Origin of the sequence: Lewinella sp., assembly GCF_050633125.1 — a bacterium.
Classification (GTDB): domain Bacteria; phylum Bacteroidota; class Bacteroidia; order Chitinophagales; family Saprospiraceae; genus Lewinella.
In genome coordinates this window covers 11,864-26,101 of the sequence record NZ_JBOEFX010000092.1, presented here as the reverse complement: position 1 = coordinate 26,101, position 14,238 = coordinate 11,864, and the positions used below count along the sequence as shown (strand labels likewise).

The 14,238-nt window shown below is 43.1% G+C and carries 10 protein-coding genes; 7 read left to right on the top strand and 3 right to left on the bottom strand.

Features of this window, described 5'->3' with window-relative positions; translation table 11 throughout:
• Positions 1 to 237: 237 nt before the first annotated feature.
• Positions 238 to 936, top strand: coding sequence for a DUF697 domain-containing protein (locus ACRBG0_RS19810; RefSeq protein ID WP_431488590.1), 699 nt, complete (start codon positions 238 to 240; stop codon positions 934 to 936).
• A gap of 58 nt (positions 937 to 994) precedes the next feature.
• On the opposite strand, the gene ACRBG0_RS19805 is transcribed toward ACRBG0_RS19810, so the two are convergent.
• On the bottom strand, positions 995 to 2,197 hold the full coding sequence (locus ACRBG0_RS19805) for a hypothetical protein (protein ID WP_431488589.1): 1,203 nt from the start codon (positions 2,195 to 2,197) through the stop codon (positions 995 to 997).
• Positions 2,198 to 2,514: 317 nt separating this feature from the next.
• Between ACRBG0_RS19805 and ACRBG0_RS19800 the strand changes: the two genes are divergently transcribed.
• From ACRBG0_RS19800 to ACRBG0_RS19775, 6 genes are all read left to right on the top strand, one after another.
• The gene (locus tag ACRBG0_RS19800) at positions 2,515 to 3,105 is read left to right on the top strand and encodes a hypothetical protein (RefSeq protein WP_020538861.1); all 591 of its coding nucleotides are present in this window, start codon (positions 2,515 to 2,517) and stop codon (positions 3,103 to 3,105) included.
• Complete coding sequence (locus ACRBG0_RS19795; protein ID WP_431488588.1) at positions 3,096 to 3,920, top strand: DUF3822 family protein; 825 nt, start codon at positions 3,096 to 3,098, stop codon at positions 3,918 to 3,920. The genes ACRBG0_RS19800 and ACRBG0_RS19795 overlap by 10 nt, the downstream gene beginning before the upstream one ends.
• Before the next feature lie 9 nt (positions 3,921 to 3,929).
• Positions 3,930 to 4,490 (top strand): RsmD family RNA methyltransferase, encoded by a 561-nt coding sequence (locus ACRBG0_RS19790; RefSeq protein ID WP_431488587.1) that lies wholly within the window; start codon positions 3,930 to 3,932, stop codon positions 4,488 to 4,490.
• Between the two features lie 88 nt (positions 4,491 to 4,578).
• Positions 4,579 to 5,031 (top strand): hypothetical protein, encoded by a 453-nt coding sequence (locus ACRBG0_RS19785; RefSeq protein WP_431488586.1) that lies wholly within the window; start codon positions 4,579 to 4,581, stop codon positions 5,029 to 5,031.
• Between the two features lie 28 nt (positions 5,032 to 5,059).
• A complete protein-coding gene (locus ACRBG0_RS19780; RefSeq protein WP_431488585.1) occupies positions 5,060 to 6,160 on the top strand; it encodes an aminodeoxychorismate synthase component I in 1,101 nt (366 codons plus the stop codon).
• 52 nt (positions 6,161 to 6,212) lie between these two features.
• Positions 6,213 to 6,833, top strand: a complete 621-nt coding sequence (locus ACRBG0_RS19775; RefSeq protein WP_431488584.1) for an aminotransferase class IV — start codon at positions 6,213 to 6,215, stop codon at positions 6,831 to 6,833.
• A 19-nt stretch (positions 6,834 to 6,852) separates the two neighbouring features.
• Here ACRBG0_RS19775 and ACRBG0_RS19770 read toward each other — a convergent pair whose 3' ends face one another.
• Together ACRBG0_RS19770 and ACRBG0_RS19765 are read right to left on the bottom strand one after the other, a co-directional pair.
• Positions 6,853 to 7,071: a hypothetical protein gene (locus ACRBG0_RS19770; RefSeq protein WP_431488583.1), complete on the bottom strand. Its 219-nt coding sequence runs from the start codon at positions 7,069 to 7,071 to the stop codon at positions 6,853 to 6,855.
• Between the two features lie 8 nt (positions 7,072 to 7,079).
• Positions 7,080 to 14,054 carry a hypothetical protein gene (locus tag ACRBG0_RS19765; RefSeq protein ID WP_431488582.1) on the bottom strand — a complete coding sequence of 2,325 codons (6,975 nt, stop codon included), beginning with the start codon at positions 14,052 to 14,054 and terminating at the stop codon, positions 7,080 to 7,082.
• Positions 14,055 to 14,238 lie beyond the last annotated feature (184 nt).

Genomic DNA, 14,238 nt, shown 5'->3' with positions numbered 1-14,238 from the left:
CCTGAAGCTCGGCGGACGGAGGAGCAGGCCAAAGGATAATAGGAAGCGATAGCGACCGGATAGCCTGGTGCCGCAGTAGCGTTTGCACAGCAACGCCACTGTCGGCATGGCCCCAGAAAATCATAGTTCAAGTCAAACCTCACACGCACTTATCCTTAAAATACCCTCCATCGTCGATAATTCTGGCATCACAGAGCGGAAAGGTGCATATTTGTAGAGAATTAATTACCCGAATTTATGCGCAAGCAAATCAAGAAGTTTGCTACCAAGAAGATAAAAGAATCATTTATGAGCACAGGGAAGAGTGATCGTGCCAAGCACGCCGATACCGTAGTACGCAATCATGTTATTTGGTCGATGGGGGCCAGTTTTTTGATCCCTATCCCGATAGCGGATGTTTTTGCCGTTAGTGCTTTACAGTTGGATATGATCCGACAGTTGAGCCGGGTTTATGATATAGATTTTGCGGAAACGCAAGGGAAAGCCATTATTACGTCTCTTACGAGTAGTACGCTGGCTCGCGCCGGAGCCCGAAGCTTGATAAAGCTAGTGCCTGGTATTGGGACACTCATCGGCGGTGTGACGGTCTCTGTTTTCAATGGTGCTTCGACCTATGCCCTCGGTGAAGTGTTCAAACGACATTTTGATTCTGGTGGTACCATACTTGATTTTGATACGGAGCGACTGAAAAAAGTCTACAAAGAGAAGTTTGAGAAAGGGAAGAAAGTAGCTAAAGAATGGCAGGCAGAGGAGGCACAAGCCCCTACGGAACCTGCTCCGAAAGAAGCAACGCCCGAGCCAGCGGCTACTGCTGATGCAGTCGTTGAAGAAACGATCATGGACAAACTTAAAGGCCTAGCTCAAATGCGAGATGATGGCGTAATTACTGACGAAGAATTTTCGGAAATGAAACGCAAATTGATTGCTGGGATGTAATGTGAATTTTGCAATTAATAAGACCGCCAATATGCGGCCTTATTAATTGCGGCTTCTATTAAAGTATCGTGTAACCAAAAATTAAGGAGAGCGCAGTGTAATCTGATTCGGATTTTCCAACAAGTTGGAAGACATTTTTATTCAACCGCTGTCTTATTTCAATGCTTACTTTGTTTGCAAAACAATATCCACCACCAAAGGCCAATGTGGTGCTTGAAGCCAAAGGTAAGCGACCTAAGTTAGGCGTTTTTACCTCACTCTTGCTTTTTATTGGAAAGTCAAAAATTGTGATGAAGTTCAAAAATAGTTTTGATCTTTTGCCCAAAAAAGAATAATACCTAAGCCCTGCACCAAGTTCAATTGTATGATAATCAATACTGCTTTCTGTCTGGAATAAATCTCTTGTTGAAGACTGATAAGATTGATAGGTAGGTTCTAACAAAAAGCTAATCTTGTTACGATAAAAGGGCATTACATATTCTGCTTCTAAGCCAAGACTGAGATTTGTTTGTTCTTCCCAGTAGAGGTCAAAAAAAGTAGAAGAAATAAAGGTATTGGTAATAGAAATAGAAGAGTGTTGCAGACCAGGGCGAATGCTAAGGTGGAAATTTTTATCTTCTTTCTTTGGGGTGTAAAGTTTAGAAGTTCCTCCGTTAAATTTGTTGTAATCCGTAAATAATCTAACCAGCGATTTTTGCTCATAAGTGAGTTTGTCGATCCTGTCAATTCCTATATTACCTCCACTCAGAGCGGTATTTAATTGGACCTTATATTGATTGTTGGTTCTTAATAGGTGATCTCCTACATCGTATTTTTTATAAAGTAGTTGTTCGATATCGCCGTTGTCTAAACGGAAAAAGAAACTTTTCATGGTTCTTTTCTCAAGAAAATAGAGTGTTGCTTTACCTTCTAGTATTACTTTTAAAGCAACCGTATCTTGTTCAAGGTTAAATTTGTTTGAAGAAGACAGCATGCTTGGGTTTTCAGAGGACCAGTTTACTTCACCCCGATAAATGATATACTTGGAAGCACCATTAATGCCGAACTCTTGAAGGTCTCGGATATGAACTTGCTGAACATCACCTCCTTCATTGATTTTATAGCTAAAGGAAACTGGATTGTTCTTCCAATCTTTGTTTTCAATTAAGCATTCTTGTCTTTTTCTTTGATTGTCAATAAAATAGCCTGGGTCAAAGCTTATTTGGGCACCAAGGAAACAGGCGTAGAAGAGAAACGAGAAAAGCGCGATATTCTTTCTCATGGTAGCGCGTTTAGTTTTTTAGTGATAAAACTTATGTGATGTTGGATCAACAAGTTTCGTTGTGTTTTTTTAGAGAGAGCTAAGTTAAACTCATTTTCGTTTTAACGCATCCACCAAAAAACATTTTCCTTGCATCTTATGCTTTGAAGCAATAGCTTCAGGTTGATCTGAAAAACTGTCCTCGGAAAAAATCCGTTAAAAATTACACTAATGTGCCAAGATATTAACATCTTAGCAGCTGGTCAGTAAGCGGATGTGGGAAAGCTACCCGAGATTGACTTAAAAAACGTATAATTGCATCAAAACAAAACCGGAAAATGAGATTGGTATTAAACGTCATTCTTCTAGTCATCGCTGCGGCACTTGCCTATATGCTGTATATGAGTATCGAAGAACCCATCGCTTTTGACGCTGAGAAAGAGCGCCGCAAAGAAATTGTTGTGGAGAAGTTAGAGCTCATTCGTGATGCTCAGGAAATGTACCGGGATATCACCGGAACATTTGCTCCTAACTTTGATACTTTGGTAGATGTACTGACCAACGGTCGCTTTACGCGTATTGCAGTCATTGGTGATCCTGATGATCCTAACTTTACCGGAGAGATCACTTACGACACCAGCTACACGAATGCGATTGATTCTATTCGAACCTTGGGTATGGATTTACAGTCACTGAAATTTGTGCCTGTATTTAAAGATACAGAGCAAGCTACTTTCCAAATTGCAGCGGATACCATTGATTATCAGTCAACAACGGTAGCTGTTGTTGAGGTGGGTACGCCTTACGGAACGTTTATGGGGAAATATTCCGATTTGCGTTTTGCGAAGTATGATCAGAACTACAGCCCAAAAAAGATTATCAAGTTTGGTGATCTGAACAAACCAAACCTTTCTGGTAATTGGGAGTAATTCGTTATGATATTACAGAGGAGGCTTTTAGAGAACAAAGCTTGCCTCAATCAGAACTGTCCATCCTTACCGGGATGGACAGTTCCAGTTATTTGATTACTGACGCTGAGAAAAAGGCATTGGCTATCAGGGCCTTTAGCCATCCTACCTCAGAGGCTTGGTGGCAAATGGATGAACGGCTAGGCGCTAGTTTTAAGAAGATTCGCTTGGCTTGGTTAGGGCCTCGTTTCACACTCGTACCTGCCAGGCTTTACAATGGCGATGCTCGGCAAACGATGCTAGCTGATCTTACGGACTTGAAAGCTTCTGATACGATTCTGGCAGATCCTATACCAGAGCTTGGTGCTTATTTGTTGTATGCGCTGGATCAGGAGAAATTGAGTGAGTGGCGGCGAGCTTTTGTTGGATGCCGTTTTTATCATGGCCTGACGCCGATGCTCCATGAATTGGCGCAGTATACCCGAAGATTGGGGAGGGCTCAGATGTACGCTTACCTGCGGGATGGTTTTATCTATTTGATTGCTATTGAGCGAGATCGGTTGCTTTTTTGTAATGCTTTTTCTTGTCACTCTGCCAAAGATTACCTCTATTACGTTTTGTTAGCTTACGAGCAATGTGGCTGGAAACCGGCTCAAGTACCGCTGAAAATCTTTGGCGAGATATTACCAGCAACGGAAGTCTTTAATCTTTTCTATCGTTATGTGCGCGATCTAGGTTTTCTTCAATTGAAAGAAAACTCCATGATGGGGCCACAAGCTAAACAACACGAGGTTCACCTCTTTTATGACTTACTGAGTCTTCAACATTACCATTAATTTTTTTGCATGCGTATTATCGGAGGAGAATTTAAAGGGCGGCGCTTCAATCCACCAGCAAAGAATTGGCCTACCCGCCCTACGACAGATTATGCCAAAGAGGGTTTGTTTAACATCCTGTATAATACCTTTGATTTTAGTGAGCTCAGAGTCCTCGACTTATTTGGAGGGACGGGCAATCATAGTTATGAGTTTATCTCCAGAGGATGCCGTGATGTAACTTATGTAGATAAATTTCCAGGCTGTGTAGCTTTTGCTAAACGTACGGCGAAAGAGCTTGGTATTGAAGACTTTATGCGCATCAACAAGGCCGATGTCTTTCGGTTTATCCAGCAGCGGCAAGCTCCCTACGATTATATTTTTGCTGGTCCACCTTATCCTTTACCTAACATTCCGGAAATCCCGGACCTTGTGCTACAGCAGGAACTGTTGAAACCTGGAGGTTGGCTGGTATTAGAGCATAACCCACGGCACAATTTCGAGAAACACCCCAATTTGCTGCAAGTTCGTAATTATGGGACCACCATTTTTAGTATTTTTACTGTTCCGGTAACGGAGGAAGAAGAGTAAACTACACACCCACACTTTTTTAGTTATTTCCATCTGATCAACTTATTAGCAGTTCTTTACAACTGGTGGTAGGCTTTAATGTCGACGTATGTTGCAGCGTTGTGTAGTTGCTTTGGTAATTTCCTTGATAGGTTTATTACCCCTTCGTGCTCAGTCTTCGGATGCTCCCCGGAGTGGAAAATGGTTAGGGAAGCTCACTCAAGAACAAGGGGGGTATCGGCAAGAATACGATTTTGAGATTTATCTCATTGAGGTTAATGATAATAGCTACACTGGCCGTACCTACGTTTATGCACCGAATGTATTAGGAATATTATCGTTTAAAGCCCAACAGCAGGGAGCTGTTTTGTACTTGAAGGAAGAAGAATTGTTGGAGAGCCGTAAACCAAGCGATTTATCCTGGTGTTTCAAAACCATGCAGTTGAGGAAGGTGAAAAGAGGAGGAGATTGGTTTTTGGAAGGCCCTTGGCAAGGTGTTTCTGATTATGGTATATGCATACCAGGCTGGCTCAGTCTTAAATATATTCCGCCACAAGTTTAATATCTTTGAACTGTTTCTTTGTGACTCTTTGGCGATAATATTCGTCCAAAAAGTAGATATAAGTATTTTTGTACTTTTCCTAAAAAACAAGACTTTCGAAAAATTACATCATACCGTTTCTAAAGACAAAGAGCGTTTATCTGGTTTACGCCACCAGCTCAACCAGTGGGGGAGTACCAGAGAACCCTTTTTGTTGTTAGCTGATTTTGAACTTCAGCAGTTGCGGGCCATTCGCTTGGCGGATATTGATCCGGCAGAGCTTCGCTTTCAGTTTCATCAGCACTCTAATGACTTTATTCCTATGGGGAATTCGGTGCCACCGCTGATGTGGGACCCTACTTTCATTAGCCCGGAGCGGTACTTGAAGGCTTTTCAACGTGTGCAGGAAGGTTTGAAAAGAGGAGACAGTTTTTTGATTAACCTCACTTTTCCAACTGCGGTCGATACCAACTGGAGCCTTGAAGACATCTATCAAAAAACCCAGGCGCGCTATAAACTGTGGTGGAAAGATCATTTTACGGTCTTCTCGCCGGAGATTTTCGTTCAAATTAAGGACAACCGAATTTTCTCTTACCCCATGAAGGGCACTTTACCTGCTTATTTAAAAGGAGAACAGTTACTTGCTGACCCTAAGGAAAGTGCAGAGCATGCTACGATTGTAGACTTGATTCGTAATGACCTGAGTCAGGTGGCCAATAAAGTTCGGGTAGAGGATTATCGCTACCTCGAGCACTTGTCTACCCCTCGGGGTGGCTTATGGCAAACCAGTACGCGTATCGGCGGAACGCTTCCTGTTGATTTTCATCATCAGCTCGGAGATATTCTTTTACGCTTGTTACCCGCTGGTAGTATTAGCGGTGCCCCGAAGGTAGAGACCGTTAAGATTATACAGGAAGCAGAAGGCCAGGAACGAGGGTATTATACGGGTATTGCTGCGCTTTGGGATGGCTATGAGCTAGACAGTTGTGTACTCATCCGTTTTGTGGAAAAACACAAAGAAGGGATGCGTTATTGGTCTGGTGGAGGAATTACGGCTTACAGTAATTGGGAGGAAGAGTATCAGGAATTAAAGGAAAAGGTATATCTGCCTTTGAGAACGGCAGCAAAAGTAGATTTGTCCTTGTCATAATCCTGACTTATATTTGGTAAATTTTCAAACTACACCCAATCCCTTCTACACTTTGTCTGATCAGCTGGTTCAATTAGTAGAGTCGATATGTTTGCGTGAAGGCAGCTTGAATCTCCTCCCTTTTCATCAGGAGCGGGTAAATCACTCTCGTCGCCAGCTTTTTGGGATTAAGCAGCAGTTGAATTTAAAAACCTTTCTAGATCAGCAAACACTTCCTGATACTGGTTATCACAAAATCAGGATCGTTTACGATAAAGTTATCCATTCTTTTTCATGTGAAGTTTATACTCCCCGGCGTGTGAAAACACTGCGGGTAGTTAAGTTGGAGCCTTTCGATTACCGCCACAAGTATCTTGACCGTAAACCTCTTGACGAAGCCTTTACCTACCGTGATGGCTGTGATGACATTATCATGAGTTGGCATGACTTTATTACGGACACCTATTATGGTAATCTGGCTTTGTATGACGGTCAAAAATGGTGGACGCCGGTGCATCCGCTGCTCAAAGGCACACGTCGGGCGAAGTTGTGTAAAGAAGGCCGAATACACCCCACCGTTATCCGAGTCCCTGATCTGAAATACTTCAAAGAGGTACGGATTATCAATGCCATGATACCACTAGCCGAAAGCAGGTCTATTAAGATTGATCAAATCTTTTTGCCGGGGGAATAGGGGGTAGACGATGGCCTCCTTAGGAGAGCTTGCGACGATCAGCAAAGCTAAAAAATAGCTGCGTCATATTTTCATGAATTCTGACTTGGCAGGCTATCGTTTCCTGTAAAGCATCCGCCGTGGGTACGCACGCTTCTCTAGCTAATATTCCAAATACACGTAAGTCGTTAGTAACAGGACTATGCCAGTTAAATTCAATATTATCAATACTTAATGAATGAAATTTAAGATCTGCCATATTTCTCTTTACAATTTCATGATGTAGATCAATGCATAATAAGGAGGCCTGTTTTCATGTTCCTCATTTCCTCCGCTATCCCCAATAGTTACAGCATGGGAGTGTTCACCTTTGGGGTTAAGTACAGATGATGGCTTCTCATCCCATCCTCCTCTATAGGTCCAAGCCCATTTGTCAACAACAGCACTTGTTCTGCCAGTGGATGTATCATCATTATTAAAATAAGAAACCTTGCCCTTAATTGCATTCCGAGAATTAAAGCCCAAGCCGTCGCCATCACCAGTATCTATGGGAATGACATGCTTATGGCCTCCAGAGGTTGACATACTTGCGTTATGAGAATGAGAAGGGATTTGCTGTTTGTTTAAGGTAACATTCTTATCACCTCCTTCATCTCCAACCGAGTATTCGGTACCAACTCCGGCTCCAACAATAAATTTATCTCTTAAATCAGGTCTTCTATCTTGTCCATCGCATAGTGCCCACCCTTGAACATCGGTATTTTCTATTCCTTGCCCATTCGAATGAAAATCCCCAGCACTCCCCGAATACATAATAATCCCACCAATAGGTACCAAATAGCCAGTTTGGTCTTTTATCCTGCCTTCTGCTTTTACATCTCCTGTTATATGGAGTGAATTGACCTTAACTTCACCATTAACATTAAGGGCGTAATCGCCTGGGTCATCTGTACCAATACCCACCTTACCTTCAATGAGCAAGCCGTTGTTTGGAGTATTAGGTACAGTGTTTTTGATAGCAACTCCACCATATAGTGTAAGGCCTCCTGCATGCCACATGTCAATTTTTGCCCCCTCTCCTATAGCCCCCATACCTATAATGGAAAGCGAATCATTAAAATGTCTCCCGACAGAAATCTGAGCAGAATTTAATTGATGCCCGTTATTATTCCCGCCGAATAAGATAGAATCACTTGTAATGTGAAGATTACTGTCAGGGTTTTGCCACTTACCATCAGAACCGTGAATAGAAAGTGGGGCCTGTGGATCAGTTTCAACTCCGGCATAGTTACTTCCGATAACAATTCCACCAGCAACGTGCAACTTGGCCTTTGGGTCATCCGTTCCGATACCGACGCGATTTTCTTTAGTCGTATCGTCTTGCCTAAAGACCAAGGGCCCTTTTTCAATAGGTAGTACAAATTCCCCATCCCAGAAGCCTGGAATATCTTCATAACGAATGTATAGATTAGAGATGCCGGAAGGCTGGTCGGTAATAATGCCAGCTATTTTTACTTCAAAATAATCGCCATAACCAAGCTCTTGGCCGTTGGTAGGAGATAATTTCCAACTACCATTTTCTGCTGTAGTTTCAGGATGTAAATCGAAATATCCCTCCGAAGACGGGTCTTGTGTAGCTAAAATTACAACACCCGTGTCAGCCCTTACAAGACGTGCTTTCATGGTCATGCCAGTGTAGCTGTCTACCAATACAGATTCATCTGTATCATCTCTGCTCACGAAGTCAAAAATGAATAAGGAGTCATCATCCGTTGTATCACCTCCACTGTTCCATTTAATCGTATATTTTTTGGAGGTATTGGTGAGTCGAAGGGTCAAGTCATTGTCGAGAGCGTCACCATTACTTTTAGTCTTTTGATTTATTACGGTATTGGATCCAATAAAGCCGGCATGCAAGGGAATGTATTCTCTTCCCACATGCGAGACCAAATTGAAATAAGCGATTTGGGCCCCTCTTTTGAGAAAGTTGGTTTCCGTTGGGTATTTCAGTTCATTGTATTGAAGCTGTACCTGGCTGCCCCGACTGCCATATTTTCCATCTCCAAACAGGCCGTTGATTTTCAGGTGGAGGAAGCCGTCATTAGCAGGAATGGATAATGCATTATCAGCCCCGGTATTCGTATAGGAAAGCCATATCTTCAATGTTTTACCAGGAGAAGCCGTATAATCCAGGTTCCAATCAGTATGATCAGTGATGATCCTGCTGCCGTCCGTAGCAATAATAGTAACGGCATCAATTTTTATCTTCTCAGGTTTTAATAATATTCCCGGCCGGAATTCCAGCATGAAATGATGGTTGTCTTTGGAGGCTGTTCCTGCTCTTCCCTCTATCCTGATATCGGTGGGAGTCGTATTTACGATCTCGGCGACCATTGCTTTCCCACCGGTATTTTCGGTTATATAGAGCGTGTTTTCATCCTCATCATTTAAGAAGGAGAAATCCAAGGGGTGCAGTGCGCGGTAGGTATTCATTATCGAAATACCGGCTAAATATTCTGCTTCAATAGCTGCCGCCGAAAGGGAATCTTTGAATAGCCGAAGGTGAGCGAGTCGACCTTGTGTGTTACCCGTAAGAGCGTCGTTGGCCATTACATACAAATCACTTCCAGGGCCACCACAGGGTGTCCTGAATTTCATGTACAGGTGTACCCATTTGTTTTCCGGAATACTTTGATAAGTGATCTCCACACTTTCTCCATTAACATAGAGCTCCCTTAGGTTGTTAGTATTATTACGAAAGAGTAATTGTCTTTCACCAGGGAAATTACTAGCTAATAGTACTCGGTTTGGGGTCGTATCTTGTGTATTTGCCAGATTTACCCACATAGAGAGTGCTTTTCCTTCTCCGACTTCGTGGAGCCGCACGAAATTATCTACGCCATTGAAACGCAGGGCCGATCCGAATTCCTCGTCCATGACGATATCTGCGCCTACCACCTCCGAGGTATCCTTTATCGGAGTAGCCTGGATGCCGGAGGTGTCGATTAGTTTGCCGTTAACCAAATTGTCCAGTTGCAGTTCCAGTAACAGATTGACGTCTTTTCGCTTAAGGTTTACAATACGGAGCGCTGCTGCTTGCTCGCCGAAGAGTTCATAAGCTTTGCCTTGGTAGGCTAATTGTTGGTATGCCAGTTCCACACTCGTACTGGGTAGCTCATTTTGCCCAAAACCATTTGCCAGGAATAGATTAGAGAGCTCAATTTTCACCTCATTGCCACCAGCCGGAATAGTGTAGGTTTGCCCTTGGCCTTTAAATAATATCCAGACTGGGACTTTACCATTTGTAGGCCCGCCTGTTGTTATGCTCCAACCTCTTTCAATTTGGATATTACCCCGAGTTAAATCCAATAATTCTTCCTCGAATTCTAGCGCAAAGTGATAATTGTTAACCCCTGGGGTGGCATCGCCGCCTTCTAATACAACTGCCGGAGACGTGTAATTACTCAGTACCAATTGTAAGCTAACAGCAATGTTCTGGTCTGTTACATAAAGAATATTCTCGTTTTCATTGTTCAATAACTTCATGTAGAGCGGCTCCAGGGGCAATTCAGAAAGCAGTACTGACAGATCGTTACTCCTTTGTTCTTTGATTTGCTGGTCGGTAAGCGATTCGCTAAATAGGGAAAGGCGTGCGAGTTTACCTTTTAGGAAATTTGAAGGAATTCCGTCCGTTGCGCTTGCCATCAAAGTTAATGGACCGTTATAAGCATGAACGGGTTCAATATACAAATGAACCCATTTGTCTTCACTTAAGGTGTCCCAAAGTTGGCCATGAATTAAACGACCATCAAAAAAACGCCTGATATAGAGGCGGTTTAGAGTTCCGATAGCGATAGGGAAGGAGGCATCACCGTCAATTAAGATGCCGGGAAGAGAATTGTCGGAACTAGCGTCGGCTAAGTTAATCCAAACCGAAATGGCTTTTATCGCTCCGACACTTGGAATCTGTAAATATTGATCTATACCATTAAAACTAAGTACCGGACCAAAATCGCTATCCTCCAATAGGCTGGCATACACTTCGGTCGGAGAAATGACGGGCAGTGTATTAGAACTGTTAATCAATCGATTATCACCGTTGAGTTTGTTGAGCTTTAATTCATGTAGCAGATGCTCTCGCTTTGCGTTAAGCGTAACGATTTTGAGACGGGTAGATTGGGTTTGCTGGAGAATATAGGGGGTGTTTGTGTACCGGAATTGGTCGGCATAGAGCTTCACTTTAGTGTCTGGCCCTCCAATTTGTAAACTTTTTAACGCGCGTGGTTCCAGGTTCCAGATGGTTATTCCGTGTACGTGATCTCGGGTGATTATCTGACTTCCGTCTGGCGAAAAGATCGCGGATTTGACCGCACTGCTATGGCTAAAGCGCATTAGTTCTTGACCATCCAGGTTCCAAAGGCTTGCTGTATTATCATCAGGGCTATGGATGAGTATTTTTTCTCCATTTGGTGAAAAGGAGGCCCGACTATTACGGTGATTAAGGGCAAAAAGCCTTACTGTTTGCCCATCGGCGATATTCCGGAGTGTAGCAGATCTACCATAAGAAGTAAGCAGGTAAACGCCATCCGGCGAAATGGCTAAGGATTGGGCGGGGGTATTATTAAAGCGTCGTTCTTCAATGCCTTCCAGGTTCCATATACGGACTCCAATAGAGGTGGAAGCTACTACATATTGCCCGTCAGGGGTAAAAGCTGCTGCTTTGACGGATCCTTCCTGATAAGGAATCTGGAAATTTTGTAGTTCCGTGCCGGATAAATCAAGTAACCGTAGCGCATTGGTATTCACGCCTATTACCAACAAGGATTGTCCGTCTGGTGAAAAGACCAAGCCGCTTGCATAGCCATTAATATCTTGAAAGTCTGTGGTCTCTAAACCAGCAAGGTTCCAGCTTGTTAATGGCTTTCTTGATTGATGTGTTCCTGCCAATACATGTTTTCCATCTGGCGAAAAGGCCAATGATCTGATTTTCGCGGAGGTACGAGGGAATAATTTAAGTTGGCGACCGTCTACATCGAAAAGGTATAAATGATGTCCTCTCGCTTCCAGTATATAACGGCCATCCGGCGAAATAGCTATCGAATTAGTAAGGCCATTGGTGCCAATATTGAGGTGTTTTATTTCCAGGCCCTCCTGGTCCCACATCTCCTCACTTATGTTCTTGCTACTTATAAGGTCATACTGTATTTGGTCCGTTGGAAATGCAACTGGCGGAAAGTAAGGGGTATCGGTAGCAGCGAGGCCGCTGATATTTAGTTTAAGACTACCAGAAGCGGGTATCTCAAGTACATCACCTTCTTTATTATAGACGATCCATACGATCACGGTTTTATTGGCTAATAGCTCACTACTTAGGCTCCAATCGCCTTGGATTTGTATGCCATTGGCTGTAAAATCCAACTGACCCGGCTGAAATTCCAAAGCGAAATGATAATTGTCCGGATCGGGATTTTCGAGACTCCCTTTTAAGCTGATAGGGATGGTGGAAGTATTACGAATTTCTGCTACCATCTGGGTAGTAAGGCCAGCTTCATTAAGGTAAAGGCTGGTATTATGATCCAGGTTCTTCATGCTGAACCGAAGAGGTGTCCGGTTCATGGTTTGTGGCGGCGTCAGCAAAGAGACGTCTGCTTCTCTTTGGGCGTCCAACTCTTGGGGAGCTAGTGCAGTGCTGAATATTCGTAGCCGGGAGAGCTTGCCTTGTGAGAAATAGCGAGAAGGATCCCAGGACATTAAGGAAAGTTTTCCGCCAAAAGAATCCGCCGCTTCAAAATAGAGATGAACCCATTGGTCCCTGGGAATGCTGCCCCAGGAAGCTATTGAAATGCCGTCTACGGACATTTTAGCTAAGTTATAAATTTGGGGATTTCCTACATGAAAATGACCCGTTGCTATTCTCAACAAGCTATGCATGTGATGGTCAGCGGTTGCTTTGTCAAAATTCACCCAAACGGAAATGGATTTGATCCCTTGTAATTCCGGTAGCAGTCCGTAATCATCGACCCCATCAAAATGCAATATTGGACCAAAAGTATCATCTGATTGCAAGGTGGCACCATGTATTTCGGTAGCAGATATTAGGGGCGAAGTTCTGGAATTATCGATCACTTTGCCATCGACAAGCTGGTCGAATGGGAGTGCTAATAGCAAATTGTCTTGTTTTCCTTCGATGGTGGTTATCTGGAAATCTTTGATTTGATTTTGCTTAATCTTGAAATCGGGAACTTCTACATAATGTAGGTGATCACATCGTAGTTTTACGGAGGTATTACGCCCTTCGTTTTGTGGAAGATCAGCAATGACTAAACCAACGATTGCTAATTCAATATTGTGATTGGGCGCTATGGTTAAAGGGGCGGTTCTATTGCTATAGGTTATCCAAACGAATATCCTGTCATCCTCTGATTCTTCACTCTTAATCTGCCAGTCTTCCTGCTGTTGAACCTTGATCCCACCCTCTTCGAAATTTAATAGACCTGATTCGAATTCTAAACTAAAATGGTAATGTGCTGGTCCTGGGGGTAATTGGGAGCCGGTAAGCAGAATAGCTGAATTGGTGGTATTTTGAATGTCCACAAACATATCAGTACTTGAACCATCTTCACTGCGGTAGAGCTGGGTGTCTTGCTTCTGGTTCCAAAAATTAAGATCAAATGGCTGTAAACGCTTGTTGGTGGAAAACCCGGAGCTATCCATTTCTTCAATTTCGTCCGCACTAAGCGCACGATCATATACGCGAAGGCGTGCAATTCTACCAGGCGTGGATGCTTGCCCTTGTTTTCCCATCAAATGGACAATAGCATCAAAGGCTTCTGTTGCTTCCACATATAGATGAAACCAAGTGTCTTGTGGAAAATCATCCCAACCTCCAACCACTACGCCATTTACACAGTATCTTGCTACGTTTACAGCCACTCCATTTCTTAATTGAAACGGGATGGTAGCTTCACCTTGGGCATAAATAAGGCGATGATGAGTAGTGTATGGTATTTGTACGTTATAGGTTGGTGCGTTATTCAACTTAACCCACATCGAAATCGCTTTAACGCCTGACAATAGTGGAAGTTGAAGGTAATCATCCTGACCATCGAAACTCAGTATCGTACCAAAAACAGGGTCTTCCCCAAAAACTGCTTTTACAGTTGTTTGGGGTGAATGCTCGTTGGTGATATTGTCTAGGAGTCGATTAACTTCTGGCGAAATGTCGAGGAGTATATTATTCATGATCTGTTTTTTTAATTTTCTGTGGTGGCTGTATTAGCTGTGGGCTTTAGCTTTAGCCAACCTTCCAGAATGGTGTTTTCTCCTGAAAAAAGTATCTCAGTAGTCGGGTGAGGATGTATTTCAATGTCCTTCCATTTTTCCTGCTCTTTTTTGATAAATGACCATTCGTACCCTTGTGTAGCAG

Excerpts from the sequence above, each read along its gene's own strand:
- ACRBG0_RS19810 (WP_431488590.1), top strand. The coding sequence starts at position 238 with ATGCGCAAGCAAATCAAGAAGTTTGCTACCAAGAAGATAAAAGAATCA.
- ACRBG0_RS19785 (WP_431488586.1), top strand. The coding sequence starts at position 4,579 with ATGTTGCAGCGTTGTGTAGTTGCTTTGGTAATTTCCTTGATAGGTTTA.
- ACRBG0_RS19770 (WP_431488583.1), bottom strand. The coding sequence starts at position 7,071 with ATGGCAGATCTTAAATTTCATTCATTAAGTATTGATAATATTGAATTT.
- ACRBG0_RS19790 (WP_431488587.1), top strand. The coding sequence starts at position 3,930 with ATGCGTATTATCGGAGGAGAATTTAAAGGGCGGCGCTTCAATCCACCA.
- ACRBG0_RS19765 (WP_431488582.1), bottom strand. The coding sequence starts at position 14,054 with ATGAATAATATACTCCTCGACATTTCGCCAGAAGTTAATCGACTCCTA.
- ACRBG0_RS19800 (WP_020538861.1), top strand. The coding sequence starts at position 2,515 with ATGAGATTGGTATTAAACGTCATTCTTCTAGTCATCGCTGCGGCACTT.
- ACRBG0_RS19805 (WP_431488589.1), bottom strand. The coding sequence starts at position 2,197 with ATGAGAAAGAATATCGCGCTTTTCTCGTTTCTCTTCTACGCCTGTTTC.